Raw genomic sequence first — 23,363 nt, forward strand, 5'->3', positions numbered from 1 at the left:
CCAAACGGGCTCCTGCCCCACCACTCGGCACCTCGCCTAGGCTCGGTGTGCCCGTCATCCGACATTGATTTGGGGGGCCGCCGCGATGGGCCATCCATGGCCCAGCGCGGCTAACCCGGCGTCCTGCCGGGTTACCCCCCAAATCAATATCGGATGACGGCCAGCGTGGTTTAACGGGGCGCCTGAGATCAAAATCACAAGCAAAGCGAGGCGGCCTTAGAGCCGACCTGATCATTGAAGCGTGCGCGTCCTCCGGCTCCCACAAAAGCCCACTCCCGCATTTCGGTTCTGCGTCTAGTCAGGTAGCTGGGCGACGCCATCTTCGTCGGTCATCGCTTTTTCCAACAGATCCGCAGGCAGACCTTTACTGGCGCGCGCGCCGAGCAGCTTCAATTGTTCCACCCGGCTGACCAGATTGCCGCGACCATCTGTGAGCTTGTTGCGCGCTGCACTGTAAGCCTTATCCAGCTGTTGTAGGCGATTACCCACTTCATCCAGGTCCTGGATAAACAATACGAACTTGTCGTACAGCCAGCCGGCGCGCTCGGCAATTTCCCGGGCGTTCTGGCTTTGCCGCTCCTGCTTCCACAGGCTGTCGATCACCCGCAGGGTCGCCAGCAAGGTGGTCGGGCTGACGATTACGATATGGCGGTCGAAGGCTTCCTGGAACAGGTTCGGCTCGGCCTGCAACGCAGCCGAAAACGCGGCCTCAATGGGCACGAACAACAACACGAAATCCAGGCTGTGCAAGCCTTCAAGACGCTTGTAGTCCTTGCCGGCCAAGCCTTTGACATGATTGCGCAGCGACAGCACGTGCTGCTTGAGGGCGGCTTGGCCGATCACCTCGTCATCGGCCGCCACGTACTGCTGATACGCAGTCAGGCTGACCTTGGAGTCCACCACTACCTGCCTGTCGCCCGGCAACATGATCAGCACGTCCGGCTGGAAACGCTCGCCATCGGGGCCCTTGAGGCTGACCTGGGTCTGGTACTCGCGGCCCTTCTCCAGGCCGGCATGTTCCAGCACCCGCTCCAGAATCAACTCACCCCAGTTGCCTTGGGTCTTCTGCCCCTTGAGGGCGCGGGTGAGGTTGGTGGCTTCGTCCGACAGGCGCAGGTTCAATTGCTGTAGGCGCTCCAGCTCCTTGCCCAGGGAAAATCGCTCCCGCGCCTCGTTCTGATAGCTTTCTTCCACGCGTTTTTCGAACGACTGGATGCGCTCCTTCAGCGGGTCAAGCAATTGCCCGAGGCGTTGCTGGCTGGTTTCGGCAAATCGCTGCTCGCGCTCGTCGAAGATCTTCCCGGCCAACTCGGCGAACTGCGCGCGCAGCTCATCCCGCGAGCCTTGCAGGTCGTTGAGGCGTTGTTGATGGCTGTCCTGCTGCTCGCGCAGTTCGGCACGCAGGGAGGCCGACAAGGCGTCCAGGCGGCGCAGCTCGCCTTCCTTGGCGGAGCGCTCGAGGTTCCAGGCGTGGGCCGCATCGCGGGCGTTGTCGCGGTCGATCTGCAGCAGCTCGACTTCCCGGCGTACCGCCGCCAGGTCGGCCTGTTTGGCCGCATTGGCCTGGCTCAGGTCGCTGATCTCATCACGGCTGGCATCCAATTGTGCGGCCAGCCCTTCCTGGGCCATCTGCGCAGTGGCCAGGCGCTCCTCCAACAGTTCCCAACCGGCACTGCGAGCGTTCAGGCGACGCTGGATCTGCCAGCACAGGACCATCAGAGGCAACGCCGCAGCGGCGAGGCCCAGTGCCAAACTGGTCCAGTCAAAAGCCATAGCCATTCCTGCCATTACGGTAAAAGAGGAAGGTTAACCAAGCAGGCGCTTCGTGGACAGCTCAGTCTTTGATCTGACCCAGTTCACGCTGAGCGCCAGGGTCGCCGGCACGGGCGGCCTGGCGCAGCAGGTCGTGGCCGATGCGGCGGTCCCGGGCATTGCCGCACTCACGGCACATCAACAGGCCCAGGCGACTCTGCGCCACGACCACCCCTTCACGGGCGGGCTGCTTGAGCAAACGCCCGGCGAAGTGCTTGATATTGGGGTTATCGCCAATGCGCGGGTTATCCAGCAGCCACAGCGCGACTTTCAAAGAAAAACGCTTGGGCGGGGTAACACTCGGAGGGTTGTCGGTAACAGCGGGTGATACTGAGCGAAACTTCATAAAGCACTGTAGGGCAGAACGGAAGGCGCGCCACTCTACTCCTTTTTTCGTACGGGTAAAGCTGAAAAAACCCGGCACGCCCGTTCTAGAGCAAGCGCTTGGGACAATCCACAGAAGCTGTGGATAACTCAGTGGACAACCGTGCTTTAACTCGCGCAAAGGCCCATGGAACGGGGGCCGCGCTTAAACTGACGATTTTTTCACCAATAAAAAAAGCCAGATTTTTCATTGACTTAAATTTTCGATGCAGGCATTCGTGGGCTAATCCGACCACACGCCTTCCGGGTGACACACTGCGCAACCAATGTGCACAACTACCTGCCTGGTGGTTATATCGCCGCCGCTTTGTGGCCCAAAACGTTACAGGGGTGACACACAAGCGTGGGCTGTACCAGGGGCCCAAGTAAGGTATTTTTGCTAACACACTTGCTTTACCGGTTTCAAGCCATTACTATCCGCAGCGTTAGTACCAAGCTGAAAGTCAATTCTGGTCGAACAAATCCCCGCGACGTAGCTTCCCTAAAGAGAAGTTTTGTCAATCTTGATGGGATCGACCACCTCGATGGTTTCCAGGTATCACTTGAGACGACACTGCCTTTGAACAATGCAAAGGGTGTCGCGAAGTTTCCATACTCTGACCGAACCAACCTGCAAATTGATCAGGATCTTCACCCTGGGCCCAGAACCTTTGCCCCTGTTGTGTTGCCTGCCCTCCTAAGTACCTACCTGCCAGCCCAAGCGCGCCAAATTATTCAGCGCTTCAAACTGGCTGCTTTGTTCCAGTCGGGTTCTTCGCATGATCAATGGTGATCAGCGTCACTGGAACGTTTTAACGTTGCACGGTTCTTATCCGTGTCATTTGTAGGAACACCAATAATATGTCCACTCAAATCCATACTCAGGATGCCATTCGCACCCTCACCAATGCTTTTGCTCCAATGAACTGCCTGATCATGGCCGCTCGCAAAGGCTGCTTCAGCTTCACCCTGGTCAACGAACACGGCATCGCTCGTCACAGCGAACGCCTGTACCCCGATCAATACTCCAGCGCAGAGCCGCTGCAGGCCGTGATCGAGCGTACCCGTCAGGCCCTGGTTGCCTGATTGACCCGACGCTGAACATCGAAAACCCTGCCCGCAAAGCAGGGTTTTTTATTGCCTGGAATTCGGTTTTTTGTCGGTTGGCTTTAGGTCAAACAGATATAACGCTTATAACCCCCCACCGGAAATATTTTAAAAACAGACCTTTACGTCGTGAATCTGACACTACACTTCAACTCAGGCGGCATGATCCGCCTCCGGCGAGCCTGAGATCCGATCCACCGCTGCCAAGCCCCCCCCTTCTCAGGCATCGCCGACCATTTTCAAGGGTTCCGAGGGTTCTATGGGCATTGCCGCCAGCGAATTGTGTCGTTATGTGATCAGACCCACGCTGATTTACCTGGGTCGCCACAGCCAAACCGCAGAATCCCTGCTGCTGGGGGTTGCCGCCAGCCAATCGGAACTGGGCTCGGCCCTGCATGACCGGCGCGGCCACGGCCTGTATCGCATTACCGAATCGCGCCACAGAGCCTTATGGGACAGCTACCTGGCCCTCGACCCGGAACGTGCCAGCCTGGTGCGCGGCCTCGCCAGCCAGCATGCCTTCCTCAGCGGGCCGCAGTTGGAGCTGACGGTCAACCTGCGCTACGCCACCGCCATTGCCTGGTTGCTGGTGGAACAACATCGCCCCGAACTGCCCCAACCCGACGATCTGCTGGCAATGGCGCGTATCTGGAAAGAAATATTTCACCCTCAGGGTCGGCTACGGGATTACACCCAGGCCTGGCAAACCTGTGTAAACCCAATGAATCAGGTCGCGTGCTGATCGGGCACTTTGCAAGATTCGGCAAAAAGCGGCAATTTTGGTCGGATTGTCCTACAAAACCGCTCTATCTCCAGCATTACAGCCTATAGCGCTAAGTTAATTTTATTGATACTTTCCGCAGCGGTGATCACCCCGGAGTTCTAATAATGAAAAAAGTAATGCTCAAGACCACACTTAGCCTCGCCGTTGCCATGGCCTCTTCCCAACTGTTCGCAAGCGGCTTTGCCCTCAACGAACAAAGCGTCAGCGGGATGGGTACCGGGTTCGCGGGCCGTTCTTCTTCTGCCGATGATGCAAGCACTGTTTTTGGCAACCCTGCCGGTATGGCTCGCCTTGAAGGCCAGCAAGTCACGGGCGGTGTTGCAGTGATTGATGCCTCCACTGATATCAAAGATGTCAGCGGTCGCTCTAGAGGCACCAACAAAGGCGACATGGTCCCCTTCACGGCGGTACCGTTCGGCTTCTACACCAACAAACTCAATGACCAGTGGGCAGTCGGCTTCGGTGTGTATGCACCGTTCGGCCTGATTACCGACTACGAGAGCAAATACCAGGGCCGCGGCTTTGGCAGCAAAAGTGAAGTTCAAGTCATCACTTTCCAGCCGACCGTCAGCTATGCCTTCAACGACAGGGTTTCCGTCGGTTTTGGTCCAACCTTCAACCGCATTGCCGGCACCCTGGAATCAGAGCTGACACTGAACCCTGCCGTGCCTGACACCCGGATCAAGATCAAAGGCGACGATACTGCCATTGGCTTCAACGCCGGCGTGCTGGTCCAGGCAACCGATACCACCCGCGTTGGCCTGACCTACCACTCGAAGGTCAAGTACAAGCTTGAAGGCCACACCGAAGTGAACGCCCCGGCCATCACCTCCGGCACGCTGGCGAACGGTCGTTATGACGCCTCGCTGAAAATCGACACCCCTGAATCCTGGGATCTGTCGGTTACCCAGGACATGAACGACGCCTGGAAGCTGTATGCCGGTGCTACCTGGACGCGCTGGAGCCGTCTGAAGGACATCACCGTCAACAACAAAGGCGTGACCACAGCCGGCGGCGGCCTCGCCCCAACGCTGGTAGGTACCATCAAGGAAGAACAGAACTGGCACGACACCTGGGCTTATGCCGTGGGTACCTCGTACCAACTGACCAAGCAGGTTGTGCTGCGTACCGGCTTGACCTTCGACCAGTCGCCAACCAACAACACTGATCGTTCGCCACGGATCCCTACCGGCGACCGGACCATCTTCAGCGTTGGCCTGGGCTACGCCGTCATGGATAACATGACCATCGACCTGGCCTACTCCTACCTCAAGGAAGAAGAAGTCAGCGTCAACCGCTCCAACCAGTTGGCCAGCTACAACGCCAAGTACAAAAACAGCGCCAACGGTTTCGGCCTGGGCATGACGTACAAGTTCTGATCCAACGCTGCATAAAAAAGCCCCGCTCTCCTGCAAAGGAGGCGGGGCTTTTTAGTGGCCAATAATCAGGGTTTGGAAGCCAATGCCTGCTCCACGGCCTCGATCAGATCCGGGCTGTCCGGTTTGGTCAGGCTGGAGAAGCTGGCGATCACCTTGCCCTGGCGATCCACCACGTACTTGTAGAAATTCCATTTCGGCGCGTTGCTCTGCTCGGCCAGGACCTTGAACAGGTGCGCCGCATCGGGGCCCCTGACCTTCTGTGGCTCGGTCATGGTGAACGTCACGCCGTAGTTCACATAGCAGACCTTGGCCGTTTCCTCGCCTGTCTTGGCTTCTTGCTTGAAGTCATCGGAGGGCACACCAATCACTTCCAGGCCGTCACCTTTGTAGCGCTGATACAACGCCTCCAGTCCCTTGAACTGCGGGGCGAACCCACAAAAACTGGCGGTATTGACGATCACCAGGGGCTTGCCGGCAAAGCGCTGGCACAGGTCGATGGACTCCTTGGCGCGCAATTTGGGCAACTGGCCCTCAAGCAACGTTGGGCAATCGGCGGCCATGGCGACACCACCAAGGCCCATCATCAGGGCGGGTACTGCAAGCCAACGCATTAACATGTCGGGTGTCCTTGGACAAAGTCAGGCAAACAACTTAACAGATCGACATACCCAGTTGCATCAACGCCAGCCCGCTGCGCTGCCAGCCCCACCAGGCCAGCAGCAACAGCGTCAGCAGGCCGGCTGCGCCAACCCAGTACCCGATCGAGTTCATGCTACCCCCATCTGCGCTTGCAACCTGGCCACAGGCCGCTCACGCACGGGCCAATTAAGGGCGGCCGCGACCAGACTCAAGACGATCGCCACCTGCCAGATCAAGTCGTAGTTACCGGTTCGATCATAGACCACGCCCCCCAGCCAGCCGCCGAGGAACGAGCCCAACTGATGGAACAGGAACACGATCCCACCCAGCATCGACAGGTTTCTTACACCAAACAAGGTCGCCACCGTACCGTTGGTCAGCGGCACGGTCGACAACCATAAAAAGCCCATGGCCATGCCGAACAGGTAGGCACTCATTTGCGTCACCGGCGCCCACAGGAACAACACGATCACCACCGCCCGCAGCAGGTACAGCGCGGTGAGCAAACGCGGTTTGGACATCCGCCCGCCGAGCCAGCCCGCCGTGTAGGTGCCGAAGATATTGAACAGGCCGATCAGCGCCAACACCGTGGTGCCGACGGTCGCCGGCAGGTGCTGATCCACCAGGTAGGCCGGCAAGTGCACGCCGATAAACACCACTTGGAATCCGCAGACAAAAAAACCAAAGGCCAACAACCAGAAACCGGAATGGGAACAGGCTTCATGCAAAGCCTCGCGCAGGGTTTGCTGGCCAGCCATGACCGGCAGCGGGCGGTCCTTGATCATCGTCACCAGCGGCACGATCAGCGCCACCAGCAGACCCAGCACCAACAAGGCGGCGGACCAGCCCAGCCAACCAATCAGGCCGAGGGTGCCCGGCAACATGGCGAACTGGCCAAAGGAACCGGCGGCGCTGGCAATGCCCATGGCCATGCTGCGCTTTTCCGGGGCCACGGCACGTCCGACCACGCCGAGGATCACCGAGAATGAGGTGCCGGACAGGCCGATACCGATCAACAAGCCGGCACTCAAGGACAGCGACCACGCCGAATCGGACAAGCCCATGAACACCAGGCCCAGGGCATACAGCACGCCACCGATCATCACCACTTTGGCCGCGCCGAAGCGGTCGGCCAGGGCTCCGGTAAACGGCTGCGCCAGGCCCCAGATCAGGTTTTGCAAGGCGATGGCAAAGGCAAAGGTTTCACGACCCCAGCCGAACTCGGCGCTCATGGGCGCCAGAAACAAACCAAAGCCATGCCGCACGCCCAGGGAAAGGGCCAGGATCAGCGCACTCCCGACAAGAATCCAGCCACTGGTACGCCACATCGAGGTCATTATTATTCTCCGCTACGGGTATATACCCGCTTGTATTCGAACAAGCCCGCGTTTAAGCGAGTTCATCCAGCAAGGCCAACAGGGTTTCGCGTTTTTGCACGCCCAATTTATCGATCAGTTTCTGCTGCGCCGCTTCCCAGGCCGGCAATGCGGCCGCCAGGCGCTGTTTGCCTTGCTCCGTGAGCACCACCAGGCGGTTGCGCAGGTCATCGCCTTCGACCAACCGCACCAGGCCTTCGCCCTCCAGCACCCGCAGGTTACGCCCCAGGGTGCTGCGGTCCAGGCCCATGGCATCGGCCAGGCTGGAAATACTCGGTTGATTCAGACGCTGCAGGTTACACAGCAAAGAATACTGGGCGACGTTGATTCCGAAGCCATCGAGGGCGCCGTCGTAGTGCCTGCTGACGCCACGGGCGGCACGACGCAGGTTGGTGCATAAACATTGGGAGGCAAGCATGGAACGTGTATATACCCGCGATTAAGGAAATGCAAGAAAGTGTTACAGAGCCAGACCGATCAACACCGCCACTTCGAGCAGTTCCAGCAAGGCGCCGGCCGTGTCACCGGTGGTGCCGCCCAGCCGATTGATCATCAGCTGCCGCAAGCCCACAAAGCAGATGGCCGCCAGCAACACCGCAATCCCGCCGCTGAAACCGCCGATCAACACACACGCCAGGCCACTGAGGATCAGCACCTGCTGCCCGACAATCCGTGGCAAATGGTCAGCCAGCGCCTGGCCCAGGCCCCCGGCACGCACATAGCGGGTGGTGAGAAACAGTGCCAGCAACGAGCTGCGACCGATCAGTGGGGCGAGGATCAAGGCGGCGCCATTGTGTTGCTCGATCAGCGCCACCAGCGCGGTGAATTTAAGCAGCAGCACCAAGCCCAGGGTCACGACAGCAATCGGGCCGCTGCGCGGATCCTTCATGATGCTCAGGGTGCGTTCGCGGTCGCCAAAGCCACCCAGCCAGGCGTCGGCGCTGTCCGCCAGGCCATCCAGGTGCAGGCCGCCACTGAGCAACACCCACGCCGTCAGCAGCAGGGCCCCGTGCAACAGCAAGGGCGTGCCCATCAACAGCGTGTTCAAGCCCCACAGTAGCAACCCGAACAACAGCCCTACCAGCGGATAAAACAGCAGCGAGCGCCCCAGTTCCTGGGGTTGCGGCATGCCCGGCAGGCGAATCGGCAGGCTGCTGAGAAACTGCAAGGCAATCCAGAATGGCAACATTCAGGCGCCCTCGCTCAACACACCGTCGGCCTCGACCCGCAGGCTGAACAGGCCGCCGTGGCCCACCTCGACATTCAGCAACTGCTCACGGGGCAAGCCGCGGGCCTGGGCCAGCAGTAAACGCATGACGCCACCATGGCTGATCAGCAGCACCCGTTGGCCGGCATACAGCTGATGCAGACGTAGGACAGCGTCCCGTACACGCTGGGAAAACGCCTCGACAGGCTCGCCATCCGGCGGCGTAAAGCTATATGGATCAGCCCAGAAAAGCCCCAATGCCTCGGCATCGGTTTCCATCAATTGCACCGCGCTCTGCCCTTCCCAGGCGCCGAAGTGCAGTTCCTGCAGATCCTGTTCCAGGCTCACCGGCAGGTTCAGGCGTGCGCCCAACTCCTCAGCAAAACGCGCGCAGCGCTGCAGCGGCGAGCTGACCAGACGATCCCACGGCCCGCGCGCCAGCACCGCCTCGCGCATCTGCGCCCAGCCCTTGGCGGTCAGGGCATCATCCAGGCTGCCGCGCAAACCGCCGCCCAGTTCGGTCTCACCATGGCGTAGCAGGTCCAGGTGCAAGGTCATGCCGGGCGGTCCGCCACGGCCGCTTCTGCGAATGTCGCCATCTGCCCGTGTAACGCACAGGCCAGACGCAACAGCGGCACCGCCAGCGCCGCGCCGCTGCCCTCGCCCAGGCGCAGGCCCAGTTCCAGCAGTGGCTGGGCTTCAAGGCTTTGCAACACATGGCGATGGCCCGGCTCGGCGCCCCGATGGCCGAACAACAGCCATGGCCGGCACGACGGGTTGAGGCGCGTGGCGACCAGCGCCGCGACGCTGCAGATAAACCCGTCGACCAGCACCACCACCCCCGCCTGGGCGCAGGCCAGATAGGCCCCCACCAACCCGGCGATCTCCAGGCCACCGAGATTGAACAAGGTCTGCAACGGGTCGCCCCGCTGCCCGGTATGCAATGCCAGGGCCCGCTCGATCACCGCCACCTTATGGCTCACGCCCTGGGCATTCAGGCCGGTGCCGGGACCGGTCAGGTCGCTGACCTGGCAATCGAGCAAGGCACAGGCCAGCGCACTGGCGGCAGTGGTGTTGCCGATGCCCATCTCACCGCCAATAAACAGCTGCGCACCGGCGTTGATCGCGCGCTGCACGCTGTCACGCCCCGCCGCCAGGGCCAAATGGCCCTGGGCCTCGGTCATGGCCGCGCCCAGCACAAAATTGGCCGTGCCCGGGGCGATATTCAAGTGGCGCACGCCCGGCAGGTCGAGCGACGGCGTCACGGTACCCAGATCCACCACTTCCAGCTGTGCATCCAGTTGGCGGGCCAGCACACTGATCGCCGCGCCACCGCTGACAAAGTTATGCAGCATCTGCCCGGTGACTTCCTGGGGATAGGCCGAGACCCCTTCCGCGACCACTCCGTGATCGCCGGCAAAGATGGCGATCCACACCTGCTCGACCGTCGGTTTGACCCGGCCCTGCAAACCGGCCAGTTGCACCGCCAACGCTTCCAGTTGCCCCAGGGACCCGGCGGGCTTGGTCAGTTGTTGCTGGCGGGCCAGGGCTTGTTCATAAGCCGCAGCGTCCAGCGCCTTGCACGGGTCCAGCCACCAGGATGGGCTCATAACGCAGTACCTTTCAAAGTCAGGGGCAGGCCGGCAACGGTCAGCACTACACGCTGACACCGCTCGGCCAAGGCTTGATGCAGCCATCCGGCTTCATCCACATAGCGGCGAGTCAATTCGCCCAGCGGCACGACACCCAGACCGGTCTCGTTGCTGACAAAAATGATTTCGCCCGGCAGCGACGCCAGGCAGTCCAGCAGGGATTCACGCTCGACGCCCAGGCGCTGCGGGTCGTCCAGCAGCAACAGGTTGGTGAGCCACAAGGTCAGGCAATCGACCAGCAGGCAATGCCCAGGGGCCGCGTTTTCACGCAAAACCCGCGCCAGTTCCAGCGGTTCCTCGATCAACCCCCACTGGCTGGGACGGCGCTGGCGATGCAGGGCGACGCGCGCGTTCATCTCACCGTCCTGGGGTTGGCTGGTGGCGATATAAGTGACAGGCATGGCGCTGTTGCTGGCGAGTTTTTCCGCCAGGCGGCTTTTACCGGAGCGGGCGCCGCCGAGGATCAGTTGCAACATGGTCAAGCCCTCAAATCCCACATAACTGGCGCAGCAATCGGGTATCCAGATGCTGCTCCACCAGGTCCGCCAAGCGCTCGATATCGCGCTCGCGCAAGCCGTGGTAATCCACTTCCTGCACGTCCTGCAAACCGGCCCAGCGCAACACGGCGCTGCAGGCCGCCGGGGTTTCGAACAGGCCATGCAGATACGTGCCGAGGATTTGCCCGTCATCGCTGCAGGCACCGTCACTGCGGCCGTCATCCAGACGCACCGCTGGCTGCGCCAGGGCGGCACCTCGGGTCACGCCTGCATGGATCTCATACCCGCTGACCGGCGCCTCTTCCAGCACCAGGCGGCCGCGCACATTGCGCAATTGTTTCTCGGCTTCCAGGGTGGTGCTGAACGCCAGGAGGCCCAGGCCATCACTGGAGCCCTCAGGCCCTTCCAGGCCCAGTGGGTCGTGGACCTGCTCGCCCAGCATCTGCAGGCCACCGCAGATGCCCAGCACCTTGCCGCCGTAACGCAAGTGCCGGGCAATGGCCGTGTCCCAGCCATTGGCGCGCAGGTAGGCCAGGTCGCTGCGCACGCTTTTCGAGCCGGGCAGGATGATCAGGTCGGCGGCGGGGATTGCCTGGCCCGGGCCGACAAACTGCAAATCCACCTGGGGATGCAGGCGCAGCGGGTCAAAGTCGGTGTGGTTGCTGATGCGTGGCAGCACTGGCACCACCACCTTGAGCACCTGCGCCGCCTTGTCGATCTGGCGCTGGTCGATGCCATCCTCGGCTTCCAGGTGCAGGTCCATCACATACGGCAGCACCCCCACCACCGGCTTGCCGGTGCGCGCCTCAAGCCAATCGAGGCCCGGTTGCAGCAGGGCGATATCGCCGCGAAAGCGGTTGATGATAAAGCCCTTGACCCGCGCCTGTTCCGACGGCGACAACAGCTCCAGGGTGCCCACCAGATGGGCGAATACCCCGCCGCGATTGATATCGGCAATCAGCAACACCGGGCAATCCACCGCTTCGGCGAAGCCCATATTGGCAATGTCATTGGCCCGCAGGTTGATCTCGGCCGGCGAGCCTGCGCCTTCGACCATCACCACCGGGTAGGCCGCACTCAAACGCGCGTGGGAGGCCAGCACCGCCTGCATGGCGATGGCCTTGTAGTCGTGATAGGCCACGGCATTCATGCTGGTCACGGCGCGGCCATGGATGATGACCTGGGAGCCGGTGTCGCTATTGGGCTTGAGCAGCACCGGGTTCATATCGGTGTGCGGCGCCAGGTTGGCAGCCTGGGCCTGCACAGCCTGGGCGCGGCCGATCTCGCCACCTTCTGCCGTCACCGCGCTGTTGAGCGCCATGTTCTGCGGCTTGAAGGGCGCCACCGGCACGCCCTGGCGCACGACCCAACGGCACAGTGCGGTCACCAGGGTGCTTTTGCCCGCGTCGGAGGTGGTGCCTTGCACCATCAGGGTGGTCATGAGGTTTGCTTCCAGGCAGTCAGGGCCTGTTCAAGGCGCAGCCAATCGGCATCAGTCCCGGGCAGGCCAAAACGCAGGCTGCTGTCGTGGACAAACAGGCGCAGCAGGATGCCGCGCTGGGCCATGAATTCATGCAACTGCTCGGCGTGATCGCTGATCAGCCACTGGAACAGCGCGCAGCCACCTTGCGGGCGCAGGCCATACTGCTCCAGCAGGCGGAACAGGCGCTGGCTGGCGTCTTCGCAGCGCTGGCGCTGGTAAGTATGGCCGGCGCTGTCGCGCAGGCAGACCTGGCCCAACTCCCGGGTCGGCCCGCTCACTGCCCAAGGCCCGACCTGTTCGGCCAGCAGCTTGAGCAGTTTGCGTTCGGCCAGCACAAAACCCAGGCGCACCCCGGCCAGGCCGAAAAACTTGCCGAACGAGCGCAACACAATCAGCCCGACTTGATTGGCCTGGCTCGCCAGGCTCAAGTGCGGGGTGTTGTCCATAAAGGCCTCATCCACCACCAGCCAGCCACCGCGCTCGGCCAGGCGCGCATGCCAATCCAGCAGGCGCTGGGGCGTGAGGCTCAGGCCGGTGGGGTTGTTGGGATTGACCACCACCAACACGTCGAGGCTGTCGAGGAAGAAGTCGACTTCCTGCTCCAGCACCTCGCGCACGATGTAACCGGCGCGGCGCCAGGCTTCGGCATGCTCGGCATAGCACGGCGACAACACGCCGACCTTGCCCGCCCGGCGCAGGCGCGGCAGCAACTGGATGGCCGCCTGGGAGCCCGGCACCGGTAATACCTGGGCCGCGCCGTAGTAATCACAGGCTGCTTGTTCAAGGCCATCATCGGTCTCTGGCAAGCGGGCCCAGGCCCGCAGCGAGATAGGCGGGATGGGCCAGGGCCAGGGCGCGAGGCCACTGGACAGGTCCAGCCAGTCTTCCTGGGCAATGCCGTACTGCAGCGCCGCCTTGCGCAGCCGTCCACCGTGTTCAAGCATAGAAATGCGCCCCCGCACACAGGATCAACACCCACAGCCACACGCCGCGCTGCACCAACTGCCAGCCACGCTCGATGGAATCGGCATCGGCCGGCGGCCCTTCGCCGAGGATCGGACGCTGGTGCAACTCACCGTGATAAATCGCTGCCCCGCCCAACTCGACGCCCAGGGCGCCAGCGCCCGCAGCCATCACCGGCCCGGCATTCGGGCTGTCCCAGGTCGGCCCCTGGCGGCGCCAGCATGTGAGCGCCAGGCGCGTCTTGCCGAGCACGGCGTAGGTCAACGCGACCAGCCGCGCAGGAATGTAATTCAGCAGGTCGTCAATCTTCGCCGCCGCCCAGCCAAAACGTTCAAAACGTTCATTGCGATAGCCCCACATGGCATCCAGTGTATTGCTCAGGCGGTACAGCACCACGCCGGGCACGCCGGCCACGACAAACCAGAACAGCGCGGCAAACACCGCGTCGCTGCCGTTTTCCAGCACCGACTCGGTGGCTGCGCGGGCCACTTCGGTGCTGTCCAGCTCACTGGTCTGGCGGCTGACCAGGTAACTCACGCGCGTGCGTGCTTCGTCCAGGTCGCCGCTGCGCAGGGCCTGGGCCACCGGCAACACGTGCTCACCCAGGCTGCGCATGCCCAGGGCCAGGTACAACGCGAGGATCTCGATCACCCAGCCGAAGTAAGGCGCCCAGGACAAGGCCGTGGCCAGCAAGGTCAGCGGTATCACCGTGATAAACCACGCGCTCACGCCATGGCTGCGCCAGCCACGCCCCGCGGAGTTGAAACGTTGCTCGATACGCCCGGCAAAATTGCCGAACGCCACCAGCGGATGCCAGCGCCTGGGCTCGCCCAGCAGCGCATCCAGCGCCACTGCAGCGACACTCAGCAAGGCCACACTCATTGACTCACTCCCCAATAATTCTCATACAGCATGTCACTCAACGGACGCGGTTCGGTCCAGCCTTCGAGTTGCAACATCGGTGCCGGATAGAACTCCGTCACCGGGCCCAGGCACAGCACGGCCAGGGGCTTGGCACCGGGTGGCAGGCCCAGCAGGTCGGCCAGGTCCCGGGGTTCGAACAGTGACACCCAGCCCATGCCCAGGCCTTCGGCGCGGGACGCCAGCCATAGATTCTGGATCGCACAGGACAGCGAGGCCAGGTCCATTTCCGGCAAGGTCCGACGCCCGAAAACATGCCGCTCACGGTCATCCATCAACGCCGCCACCAGCACCTCGGCACAGTCGTGGATGCCTTCGACCTTGAGCCTCATAAAGTCGTCCGAGCGCTCGCCCAGGGCTTGCGCGGTGCGGATACGCTCGGCTTCCACCAACTGCTGGATCTGCCCGCGCAGGTTGCGGTCGCTGATGCGGATAAAGCGCCAGGGCTGCATCAGGCCGACGCTGGGCGCCTGGTGCGCGGCGTGCAGCAGGCGGTGCAACAACTCGGGGGCGACGGTGCCGCCACTGAAGTGGCGCATGTCGCGGCGTTCGGCAATGGCGCGGTAGATGGCGTCGCGCTCGGCCTGGGGGAAGGCGTTGTCGGTCATGACCCTATCGCGGGCAAGCCCGCGCCTACCGTTGCAATGCAATCGCCTGCGATGGCGGCGTCCCGATCCGGCGCAAACAGCGCGGCCACTGCAACCGGGTTCGACGGGAAATAAAAGTGCACATAAGAGGCCGTCATCCGCCCCTGGCGATACACCGCCTCGGCGCCGCGCCCGCCATTGGGGCTCAGGCCACGGGCAATCGGCTGCCACGGCGTGCTGGTCAGGGAATGATGGTAGGTGTGGCCGCGCAATTCGCCTTCCGGCAATTCGACCGTTTGCAGGGCCAGGGCCGCCAGGCGTTTCTGCATGACCGCATCGCCTTGCAGCAGCCCCAGCAGTTCGGCACGCGTGCCCTCGACATCGGTCAGGGAGTCGAGCAGGTAGAGCATGCCGCCGCATTCGGCCAGCAATGGTTTGCCGGCGCTGTGGTGGGCGCGGATCGCCTGCAGCATCGCGGTGTTTTGCGACAGCGCCTGATGATGCAACTCCGGGTAGCCACCGGGCAGATAGAGGCTGTCGGCGTCGGGCAGCACGCGGTCATGGATCGGCGAGAAGAAGTGCAACTGCGCGCCCATCGCCCGCAGTAAGTCGAGGCTGGCGCCATAGGTGAAGGCAAAGGCTTCGTCACGGGCCACGGCAATCCGCACCCCGGCCAGCAACGGCTGGGCCTCGATCACCTCGGGCGCAGCGAATTCCACCGGCGGTGGCAGCGCTACCTCGCAACTGCTGGCCAGGGCGGCGGCGGCGGCATCCAGGCGCAGGTCGAGGTCATTCAACTCGCTGGCCTGCACCAGGCCCAGGTGGCGGCTGGGCAGCTCGATCCCGGTTTCCCGGGACAGCGCGCCGTACCAGCGCAGGCCTTCGGTCAGGCTGCCTTCCAGCAACTGCGCATGGCGCACGGTGCCGACGCGGTTGGCCAGGACCCCGGCGAACGGCAGGTCCACCTGGTAACGCGCCAACCCCAGCGCCAGGGCGCCAAAGGTTTGGGCCATGGCGGTGCCGTCGATCACTGCCAGCACCGGCACGCCAAAGTGGCGCGCCAGGTCGGCGCTGGACGGTGTGCCGTCGAACAGGCCCATCACGCCCTCGATCAGGATCAGGTCCGCCTCCCCCGCGGCTTCCCACAACAGGCGACGACTTTCCTGCTCGCCGACCATCCACATGTCCAATTGATAGACCGGCGCACCACTGGCGCGCTCATGGATCATCGGGTCGAGAAAGTCCGGGCCGCACTTGAACACCCGGACCTTGCGCCCCAGGTTGCGATGCAAACGGGCCAGCGCGGCGGTGACAGTGGTCTTGCCCTGGCCTGACGCCGGCGCGGCGATCAGCACTGCTGGGCAATGGCGCGGCTGGTTCAAAGTTCGATGCCTTTCTGTGCCTTGATACCCGCCTGGAACGCGTGCTTGAGCATGCCCATTTCGGTGACGGTATCGGCCATTTCAATCAGTTCCGGTTTGGCCCCGCGGCCGGTGACCAGCACGTGCTGCATCGGTGGCCGGGCTTGCAGGTCGCTCAACACTTGGTCCAGGTCCAGATAGCCGTGCTTGAGCGCGATGTTCAGCTCATCCAGCACCACCAGGCCGATGGATGGATCCTGCAACATTTCCCGGGAGACCTTCCAGGCCGCTTCGGCGGCGGCGATATCGCGCTGGCGGTCCTGGGTCTCCCAGGTAAAGCCCTCGCCCATCACATGGAAGCGCACCTGCTCGGGGAAGCGGCGGAAGAACAGCTCTTCACCGGTGCTGTTACGGCCCTTGATGAACTGCACCACACCGCATTGCATACCGTGCCCCATGGCCCGGGCGAGCATGCCAAACGCCGAACTGCTCTTGCCTTTGCCGTTGCCAGTCAACACCAGCAGCAAACCGCATTCATTCGGTGAATTGGCAATGCGCTCGTCAATCACCGCTTTTTTGCGCAGCATGCGCGCCAGGTGGCGTTCGTCACGATCAGGGGTATCAGTCATGGCAGCTCTCCGTTGGGGCTGGACAAAAACGGCGGGCAGGAAAAGACAACTTAAATGAAGCCAAGCATCGCCCACCGTGATGCTGTTGGATGAATCAGGCCGGTCTCCGGGCTCATGAGTGGCGCCCGATTGACCAGGGCAAGCCGACGATGCGCCTTCCCATATCGCAGGCGATACAGTGGCAAAAGCAGCGTCTTGACTCATTTACCGTTGCGGGGGCAGCGCCGGGATCGTGGCCACACTGTAGAAAAGTGCGCACACTCACCGGCTTCCCTGTTTCACTCGGTCGGCGCGTACGCCACAGAGCACCTGAAACAAGCGGCGAAGGTTAGTGGGTTGGGGGTACAGCGTCAATTAAAGCCGGCCACGTACTTGAACCATCGCCGCGCGCCATACCTCTATGACTACAGGCATTGAGGAGAAAAACATGCACAAGACCCGACTCGCCCTACTGATCATGGCCGCAGGCGCACTCGCTGCCTGTGGCGAAAGCTCAACCTTGCAGGTATCCGATGGCACCGGGCCGTCGCCCAAGCTGCCGGAACCGAATAAAACCCTGATCCCCACCGTCAACATCGCCCCGGCGATTGGCTGGCCCGCCGGGGCCAAGCCCAAGGCCGCCGCCGGCACCCAGGTTGGCGCCTTTGCCGAAGGCCTGGATCACCCGCGCTGGCTGTATGTATTGCCCAATGGCGACGTGCTGGTGGCCGAGACCAATGCGCCGCCCAAGCCGGATGATTCCAAGGGCATTCGCGGCTGGGTCATGGAAAAGGTCATGGGCCGTGCCGGTGCCGGCGTACCCAGCCCGAACCGTATCACCCTGCTACGCGATGCCAACCATGATGGCGTGGCAGAAACCCGCACGGTGTTCCTGGAAAACCTCAACTCGCCGTTTGGCATGACCCTGGTGGGCAACGACCTGTATGTGGCCGACTCGGACAAGCTGCTGCGCTTCCCCTATCAACCGGGAGAAACCGCGATCAAGGCCCAGGGCACCAAGGTCATCGACCTGCCGGGCGGCCCGCTCAACCACCACTGGACGAAAAACGTGGTGGCCAGCAAGGACGGCAGCACGTTGTATGTGAGCGTGGGTTCCAACAGCAACGTCGGTGAAAACGGCCTGGAAGCCGAACAGGGGCGTGCGGCGATCTGGGAAGTCGACCGGGCCAGCGGCAAGCAGCGGATTTTTGCCTCCGGGCTGCGCAACCCCAATGGCATGGCCTGGGAGCCGCAAAGCGGCAAGCTGTGGACGGCAGTCAACGAGCGCGATGAAATCGGCAGCGACCTAGTGCCGGACTACATCACCTCGGTCAAGGATGGCGGCTTTTATGGCTGGCCGTTCAGCTATTACGGCCAGCATGTGGACGTGCGGGTCACACCGCAGGACCCGGACCTGGTGGCCAAGGCCATTGCGCCAGACTATGCCGTCGGCCCCCATACCGCGTCGCTGGGCCTGACCTTTGCCGAGGGTAACACCCTACCGGCGCAATTTGCCCATGGCGCTTTTATCGGCCAGCACGGTTCGTGGAATCGCAAGCCGCACAGTGGGTACAAGGTGATCTTTGTGCCATTTGCGGAGGGCAAGCCCAACGGCGCGCCGGTGGATGTGCTGACCGGTTTTCTCAACAGTGATGAGAAAGCCATGGGCCGGCCAGTGGGCGTGGTGATCGACCAGCAAGGCGGGTTGCTGGTGGCGGACGATGTGGGGAATAAGGTGTGGCGGGTATCTTCAGCCAAATAAATGATTTGTAAACACCCCAAAACAACTGTGGGAGCGGGCTTGCCCACGATGGTTGTGGATCAGTCAGGAATCTATCCACTGACACACCGCCATCGCGGGCAAGCCCGCTCCCACATTGGGTTTTATATTTGGCTTAGGGATTACGCGCCAATTGCCCCGCCGGCAACACACGCTTGGCGCTCAAATAGGCATTCTGCCAGTAGGCCTTGGACAAGGTATCAAGCTTCACCGTACCGCCGGTTTGCGGCGCATGCACGAAACGCCCTTCACCCACGTAGATGCCGGCATGGCTGACCTGCGAGCCGCCGCCCGTGGCGAAGAACAGCAGGTCGCCGGTCTGCAGCGCGTCTTCGCGCACGTCCTGGGCCCGCATCACAATCAGCTCGCGAGTGGTGCGCGGCAGCGAGATGCCCGCGGCGTCGCGGTAGACAAAACCAATCAAACCACTGCAATCAAACCCCGAATCCGGGGTGTTGCCGCCCCAGCGGTAAGGCGTGCCCACCAGGCCCAGGGCGCGAAACAGCACATCTTCGGCCACTGGCGAAAAGTTCTGGGTGGAATAGTTGAATACCGGCTTGGGCTTGACGGCCACAGGCGCAGGTGGAGGACGGCTGGCGCAGGCACTGAGCAGTGCGGCGCAAACAACAAGAATTAGGCGGGCCGAGGTCGACATGGGCAGAACAATCCTGATCTGGATGCGGCTTTCGCTGCCGAACGCTGAAAACTAGACCGCGCAAGCAAGCTTGCGCGGTCTGGTTCGCAACAATATCTCAGGATTCTAGCGCTTACGCGTCAAACTTCAAGTATCACTTTAACTTTACTTGCGAGCGGTAACGGTAGTCGGGGCCATCGCCAAAGCGCGCTTGGCTTCGATGAAGGTTTTGCTCCAGTAGCTGTCACCCAGCTTATCGACCCGCACCCCACCGCTACGGCGGCTGCTGGAGTGGATGAACTGGTCATCGCCCAGGTAGATACCGGCGTGGCTGACGCGACCACGGCCGTTGGTACTGAAGAAAAGCAGATCGCCGGGCTTGAGGTTGTTTCGTGCGACCAACGGTGCATCCACGTTGATCATTTCGCGGGTGGAGCGCGGCAGGTTCATGCCGGCTTCTTCACGAAACAGGTAGCCGATAAAGCCACTGCAGTCGAAACCGGCTTCAGAGGTACCACCGAAACGGTAACGGGTACCGATCAGGGACATGCCGCGTTCGAGGATACTGTCGGCCAGCAGTGGCAGCTGATAAGGCTTGCTGCCGGCAAACTGGGCCAGTTCTTTTTCGGTCGCCACCTCTTCTTCATAAACAGAAGAAGACTGTGCTGCGACGAATTTGGCTTGATGCTGTTGTTGTGGCTTTTGCTGCTCGACCACCTGCTGGGGGTGGGTGGCGCAACCAAACAACAGGGTAACGAGTGCGAGAGGCACGAGGGGTGCGAAGCGATTTAGCATGGGCACGACCGTGGCTGATATGTAAAGAAGCCGAGACTATGCCTTCTATGACATCGATTTGCAAATTCAATCGTGATCTATGTGACTTCTTGTTTGACCTATGTCATCTAAGCCCTTAAACCCCATTTAGACCCTTTTGCGTGGCCAGAGCGGCCCAAACGCAGGTTTTCTGACGCCTGTAATTTGCCAAGAACCCCGGTTTTAAAGGGCTGGCTACCAGCCGAGGGTTTCTTTGAGGAAGGGAATGGTGAGCTTGCGCTGGGCCTGCAAGGAGGCCTGGTCGAGTTGTTCGAGCAAGTCGAACAGCGCGCTCATGCTGCGGGTGCCACGGGTGAGGATGAAATGCCCGACTTCATCGGTCAGGTGCAGGCCACGACGCGAAGCGCGCAGTTGCAGGGCACGCAGCTTGTCTTCGTCGGACAGTGGGCGCATCTGGAAGATCAGCGCCAGGGTCAGCCGCGACTTGAGGTCTGCCAGCTTGACCGGCAATTCCCGTGGCGAGGTAGAGGCGGCAATCAACAGACGCCGGCCGCTGTCGCGCAGGCGGTTGAACAGATGGAACAGCGCTTCTTCCCAGTCCGCCCGGCCGGCAACAGCTTGTAGGTCATCCAGGCACACCAGTTCGTATTGCTCGAGGTTATCGAGGATGCCGATGCCACGGTCCAGCAGTTCGGCCAACGGCAAATACACCGCCGGCTCCCCCATCTGCTCAAAGCGCAGGCAGGCGGCCTGCAACAGGTGGGTACGCCCCACGCCGTCCTTGCCCCAGAGGTAGATCAGGCTTTCCGTCCACCCGGCGTCGGCTTCGCAGAGCCGCTCGACATAGCCGAGTGCAGCGGCATTGGCGCCTGGGTAGTAATTGATGAAGGTAGCGTCGTCACGCAGACGCACACCTAGGGGCAGCTGAATCGGTTTCATGCTGACTGAACGGCTCCAATCGAACCGTTAGTGGCCTCTGTGAAAAGTTTGCAAAGTTTATACCCGTGACGCCGGGCGCACAATGCAACAGACCACAAGCAAAATCAAAGGTTTGCGTTAACTGATTGGATTTTTTGGAGATTGTTTGGCGCGATGGCTAAATGCCAAGCCCCGCAGACAACAAACCCGGCCTTGAGCCGGGTTTGTGATCAGTCTTACAACTGAGGGTCATCGGCGCCCGTATAGACGTCCGAATCCTTGTACACATCGTGCACATGGCGCACCAGCACCATGATCACCGCCGCTACCGGCAGCGCCAGGAGGATGCCGGTAAAGCCGAACAACTCGCCGCCCGCCAGGATCGCAAAGATCACCGCCACCGGATGCAGGCCGATGCGGTCGCCCACCAGCAGCGGCGTCAGCACCATGCCTTCCAGAGCCTGGCCGACCATGAACACCGCGACAATCCCCAGCATCGGGTACAAGTCGCCGCCAAACTGGAAGAGGCCAGCCACCAGCGCCGCACCAATCCCGATGACAAAGCCCATGTACGGCACAATCGCCGCGAGGCCGGCAATCATGCCGATCAACAGGCCCAGTTCCAGGCCGATCGCCATTAGCCCGCCAGCGTAGATAATCCCCAGCGCCACCATCACCAGCAATTGCCCACGGACAAAGGCGCCCAGCACCTCATGGCACTCCCCGGCCAGGGACACGATGCGCTCCTCGCGATCACGGGGCAGCAGGCTGCGGATCTTGGCCATCATGATGTCCCAGTCACGCAGCAGGTAGAACGCCACCACCGGGATCAATACCAGGTTGGTCAGCCAGCCAATCAATGCCAGGCTGGAGGCCGTGGCCTGACTGAGGATCACCCCGACGATATCGGTGGTCTGGCCCATATGCTCGCTGATCGCGGCCTTGACCTTGTCGAACTTCCAGAAGCCATCGGCCAGGCCGAGTTTGGACTGCACCCAGGGCATGGCCGTGTGCTGCAGCCAATCGAGCATTTGCGGCGCCAGTTCGTACAGGCGTAACAGTTGCTTGGCCAGCATCGGCACCAGCACCAGCAACAGCGCCATGACGATCAGGGTAAACAGCGCAAACACCGCCACCACGCCCCAGGTGCGCGACAGCCCGGCCTTTTCCAGGCGATCCACCACCGGATCGAACAGATAGGCCAGCAGCAACGCGACCAGGAACGGCGTCAGGATCGAATGCAGCAAAAACACCAAGACGCACAGCAGGACAATCCCGCCAAGCCACACCCAACGACGCGTATCCGCCATAAACCACTCCATCTGTTATTTGCTTCTATATAAGGAAGAACATTTACCAACGGAAACGCAGTTGCGGCTCAGGCTCGGCTTGCGGCACCGCCACCGGCTGCGCGCCTTCGGCCACGGGCGACGGCACAGGTTGTGGCGCGAGCGCCTCACCAGCCGGCACTTCCTGCAACCTGGCCAGGCTCAATTGGCTGCGCAACTGCTCACTGCTGCCGTTGACCCGATAGACGATCCGGTCACCCTCCACCCGCTGCAACTGCGCACCAAACGGCTCCAGCAGATGACCGAGGGCGGCGTAGCGCTCCAGAGTCATGCCCTGCACTTGCAGCAACTGCTCGCTGGACACCCCGGCCTTTACCGCAAAACGGGGCGCCAGGCGCTCGCTGACTGCCAGCAGCACGGCATCGGCCAACGCCGCGGGATCGGCGCCCTGCACCGTGCCCTGCTCGGCTTTGTCACCCAGCCACAGGCGCCACTTGGCTTGCCATTGGCCCGCGTCTTCACGGGCATGCACCGCCAGCAAGGCGTCGGCGCCATAACGTTCGGAGGCCGCACGCAGAGGGGCCGGATCGGCACTTTCAAGAGTGGGTGCGGTGGCGACGATCTGCTCATCGAGATCGCCCAGCGGCAGGCGCAAAGGCAGGCCGCGATGCTGAGCCGCACGGCGCAGCGGCTCGGCAGCCGACTGGCCATCACCGACCAGGCTGCTGCCCTCAGTGGAATCGCTCAGCCACCAGCCGAGGATCGACGGCCGATTGTTGCCCCACAACGCCAGGCCGGCATCGCGCAGGGCGCGGTCGGTGCTGACCGGATCGAAATCCACTTGCAGGCTTTCCGGCGGACCGGCGTCGTAACCGTACTGGCTGATGATCTGTTGCGGATCCTTGCGGATCGCCGCCAGGCCAGGGCCCTGGGCGGCCTTGGCGTCGCCGGTGAGGCGGACTACCAGGGTCTGCAGGGCGCGCTGGGTAGCTTGTTCGCGCTCCTCCGGCGCCTGGCTGCTGACCGGCTCCAGCACTTGATAAAGACCATTAACGGTTTCGGCATGACTGGCCAGGCTGACCAACGACAAACAGCCAACAAAAAAGTATCTACTCAGACCCATGAAAAAAGATTCCCGAACGACAAAAAAGCGGCTGGAACAGGCCGCGTGAAGAAGGTTAAGCAAGGCTGTGACCACAGCGACCGGCAAAACATTCACAAGGCCCCGG

24 protein-coding genes and 1 riboswitch are annotated in these 23,363 nt (G+C 62.0%); of the genes, 4 read left to right on the forward strand and 20 right to left on the reverse strand.

Annotation, left to right across the window (positions count from 1 at the left end; translation table 11 throughout):
• Positions 1 to 294: 294 nt before the first annotated feature.
• Complete coding sequence (gene rmuC / locus HBR94_RS24950; protein WP_162947788.1) at positions 295 to 1,659, reverse strand: DNA recombination protein RmuC; 1,365 nt, start codon at positions 1,657 to 1,659, stop codon at positions 295 to 297.
• Between the two features lie 175 nt (positions 1,660 to 1,834).
• A complete protein-coding gene (locus tag HBR94_RS24955; protein WP_057438775.1) occupies positions 1,835 to 2,158 on the reverse strand; it encodes a sel1 repeat family protein in 324 nt (107 codons plus the stop codon).
• Between the two features lie 878 nt (positions 2,159 to 3,036).
• On the opposite strand from HBR94_RS24955, the gene HBR94_RS24960 reads away from it, so the two are divergent.
• The 3 genes from HBR94_RS24960 (at position 3,037) to HBR94_RS24970 (ending at position 5,445) form a co-directional block, all read left to right on the forward strand.
• Positions 3,037 to 3,261: a hypothetical protein gene (locus HBR94_RS24960; RefSeq protein WP_007898912.1), complete on the forward strand. Its 225-nt coding sequence runs from the start codon at positions 3,037 to 3,039 to the stop codon at positions 3,259 to 3,261.
• 280 nt (positions 3,262 to 3,541) lie between these two features.
• A complete protein-coding gene (locus tag HBR94_RS24965; RefSeq protein WP_057958860.1) occupies positions 3,542 to 4,024 on the forward strand; it encodes a hypothetical protein in 483 nt (160 codons plus the stop codon).
• Positions 4,025 to 4,170: 146 nt separating this feature from the next.
• Entirely contained in the window at positions 4,171 to 5,445 is a 1,275-nt protein-coding gene (locus HBR94_RS24970; protein ID WP_170045703.1) for an outer membrane protein transport protein, read from the forward strand.
• 65 nt (positions 5,446 to 5,510) lie between these two features.
• On the opposite strand, the gene HBR94_RS24975 is transcribed toward HBR94_RS24970, so the two are convergent.
• From HBR94_RS24975 to cobO, 13 genes are all read right to left on the reverse strand, one after another.
• On the reverse strand, positions 5,511 to 6,062 hold the full coding sequence (locus HBR94_RS24975) for a redoxin domain-containing protein (protein WP_057438772.1): 552 nt from the start codon (positions 6,060 to 6,062) through the stop codon (positions 5,511 to 5,513).
• 150 nt (positions 6,063 to 6,212) lie between these two features.
• The gene (locus HBR94_RS24980) at positions 6,213 to 7,412 is read right to left on the reverse strand and encodes an MFS transporter (RefSeq protein WP_162947787.1); all 1,200 of its coding nucleotides are present in this window, start codon (positions 7,410 to 7,412) and stop codon (positions 6,213 to 6,215) included.
• Between the two features lie 61 nt (positions 7,413 to 7,473).
• Entirely contained in the window at positions 7,474 to 7,878 is a 405-nt protein-coding gene (locus HBR94_RS24985; RefSeq protein WP_057438770.1) for a MarR family transcriptional regulator, read from the reverse strand.
• Positions 7,879 to 7,920: 42 nt separating this feature from the next.
• A complete protein-coding gene (locus HBR94_RS24990) occupies positions 7,921 to 8,649 on the reverse strand; it encodes an adenosylcobinamide-GDP ribazoletransferase (RefSeq protein ID WP_170045704.1) in 729 nt (242 codons plus the stop codon).
• Positions 8,650 to 9,225, reverse strand: coding sequence for an alpha-ribazole phosphatase family protein (gene cobC, locus HBR94_RS24995; RefSeq protein WP_057958856.1), 576 nt, complete (start codon positions 9,223 to 9,225; stop codon positions 8,650 to 8,652).
• The gene (cobT, locus tag HBR94_RS25000; protein ID WP_057438767.1) at positions 9,222 to 10,277 is read right to left on the reverse strand and encodes a nicotinate-nucleotide--dimethylbenzimidazole phosphoribosyltransferase; all 1,056 of its coding nucleotides are present in this window, start codon (positions 10,275 to 10,277) and stop codon (positions 9,222 to 9,224) included. The genes cobC and cobT overlap by 4 nt, the downstream gene beginning before the upstream one ends.
• A complete protein-coding gene (gene cobU, locus HBR94_RS25005) occupies positions 10,274 to 10,795 on the reverse strand; it encodes a bifunctional adenosylcobinamide kinase/adenosylcobinamide-phosphate guanylyltransferase (protein ID WP_057438766.1) in 522 nt (173 codons plus the stop codon). Before cobU ends, cobT begins: the two co-directional genes overlap by 4 nt.
• 10 nt (positions 10,796 to 10,805) lie before the next feature.
• Positions 10,806 to 12,257 (reverse strand): cobyric acid synthase, encoded by a 1,452-nt coding sequence (locus tag HBR94_RS25010; RefSeq protein ID WP_170045705.1) that lies wholly within the window; start codon positions 12,255 to 12,257, stop codon positions 10,806 to 10,808.
• Positions 12,254 to 13,243: a threonine-phosphate decarboxylase CobD gene (gene cobD, locus HBR94_RS25015; protein ID WP_115127641.1), complete on the reverse strand. Its 990-nt coding sequence runs from the start codon at positions 13,241 to 13,243 to the stop codon at positions 12,254 to 12,256. Before cobD ends, HBR94_RS25010 begins: the two co-directional genes overlap by 4 nt.
• Entirely contained in the window at positions 13,236 to 14,144 is a 909-nt protein-coding gene (gene cbiB, locus HBR94_RS25020; RefSeq protein WP_057438764.1) for an adenosylcobinamide-phosphate synthase CbiB, read from the reverse strand. Before cbiB ends, cobD begins: the two co-directional genes overlap by 8 nt.
• Positions 14,141 to 14,791, reverse strand: coding sequence for a 5,6-dimethylbenzimidazole synthase (bluB, locus tag HBR94_RS25025; RefSeq protein ID WP_170045706.1), 651 nt, complete (start codon positions 14,789 to 14,791; stop codon positions 14,141 to 14,143). Before bluB ends, cbiB begins: the two co-directional genes overlap by 4 nt.
• The gene (locus HBR94_RS25030) at positions 14,788 to 16,152 is read right to left on the reverse strand and encodes a cobyrinate a,c-diamide synthase (RefSeq protein WP_170045707.1); all 1,365 of its coding nucleotides are present in this window, start codon (positions 16,150 to 16,152) and stop codon (positions 14,788 to 14,790) included. Before HBR94_RS25030 ends, bluB begins: the two co-directional genes overlap by 4 nt.
• Positions 16,149 to 16,760 carry a cob(I)yrinic acid a,c-diamide adenosyltransferase gene (gene cobO, locus HBR94_RS25035; RefSeq protein WP_057438761.1) on the reverse strand — a complete coding sequence of 204 codons (612 nt, stop codon included), beginning with the start codon at positions 16,758 to 16,760 and terminating at the stop codon, positions 16,149 to 16,151. The genes HBR94_RS25030 and cobO overlap by 4 nt, the downstream gene beginning before the upstream one ends.
• Positions 16,761 to 16,839: 79 nt before the next feature.
• A riboswitch (cobalamin riboswitch) is annotated at positions 16,840 to 17,088 on the reverse strand.
• A gap of 99 nt (positions 17,089 to 17,187) precedes the next feature.
• Here cobO and HBR94_RS25040 point away from each other — a divergent pair.
• Positions 17,188 to 18,501 (forward strand): sorbosone dehydrogenase family protein, encoded by a 1,314-nt coding sequence (locus tag HBR94_RS25040; RefSeq protein ID WP_170045708.1) that lies wholly within the window; start codon positions 17,188 to 17,190, stop codon positions 18,499 to 18,501.
• A gap of 133 nt (positions 18,502 to 18,634) precedes the next feature.
• Here HBR94_RS25040 and HBR94_RS25045 read toward each other — a convergent pair whose 3' ends face one another.
• The 5 genes from HBR94_RS25045 to HBR94_RS25065 form a co-directional block, all read right to left on the reverse strand.
• Complete coding sequence (locus HBR94_RS25045) at positions 18,635 to 19,174, reverse strand: C40 family peptidase (protein WP_057444557.1); 540 nt, start codon at positions 19,172 to 19,174, stop codon at positions 18,635 to 18,637.
• A 144-nt stretch (positions 19,175 to 19,318) separates the two neighbouring features.
• On the reverse strand, positions 19,319 to 19,948 hold the full coding sequence (locus tag HBR94_RS25050) for an NlpC/P60 family protein (RefSeq protein ID WP_115127637.1): 630 nt from the start codon (positions 19,946 to 19,948) through the stop codon (positions 19,319 to 19,321).
• Positions 19,949 to 20,161: 213 nt separating this feature from the next.
• Positions 20,162 to 20,866: a DnaA regulatory inactivator Hda gene (gene hda, locus HBR94_RS25055; protein ID WP_032857040.1), complete on the reverse strand. Its 705-nt coding sequence runs from the start codon at positions 20,864 to 20,866 to the stop codon at positions 20,162 to 20,164.
• Between the two features lie 215 nt (positions 20,867 to 21,081).
• Positions 21,082 to 22,155, reverse strand: coding sequence for an AI-2E family transporter (locus tag HBR94_RS25060; RefSeq protein ID WP_115127636.1), 1,074 nt, complete (start codon positions 22,153 to 22,155; stop codon positions 21,082 to 21,084).
• A 43-nt stretch (positions 22,156 to 22,198) separates the two neighbouring features.
• On the reverse strand, positions 22,199 to 23,257 hold the full coding sequence (locus HBR94_RS25065; protein ID WP_170045709.1) for a DUF2066 domain-containing protein: 1,059 nt from the start codon (positions 23,255 to 23,257) through the stop codon (positions 22,199 to 22,201).
• Positions 23,258 to 23,363 lie beyond the last annotated feature (106 nt).

Origin of the sequence: Pseudomonas sp. WS 5412 (assembly GCF_012985615.1) — a bacterium.
GTDB lineage: Bacteria > Pseudomonadota > Gammaproteobacteria > Pseudomonadales > Pseudomonadaceae > Aquipseudomonas > Aquipseudomonas shahriarae.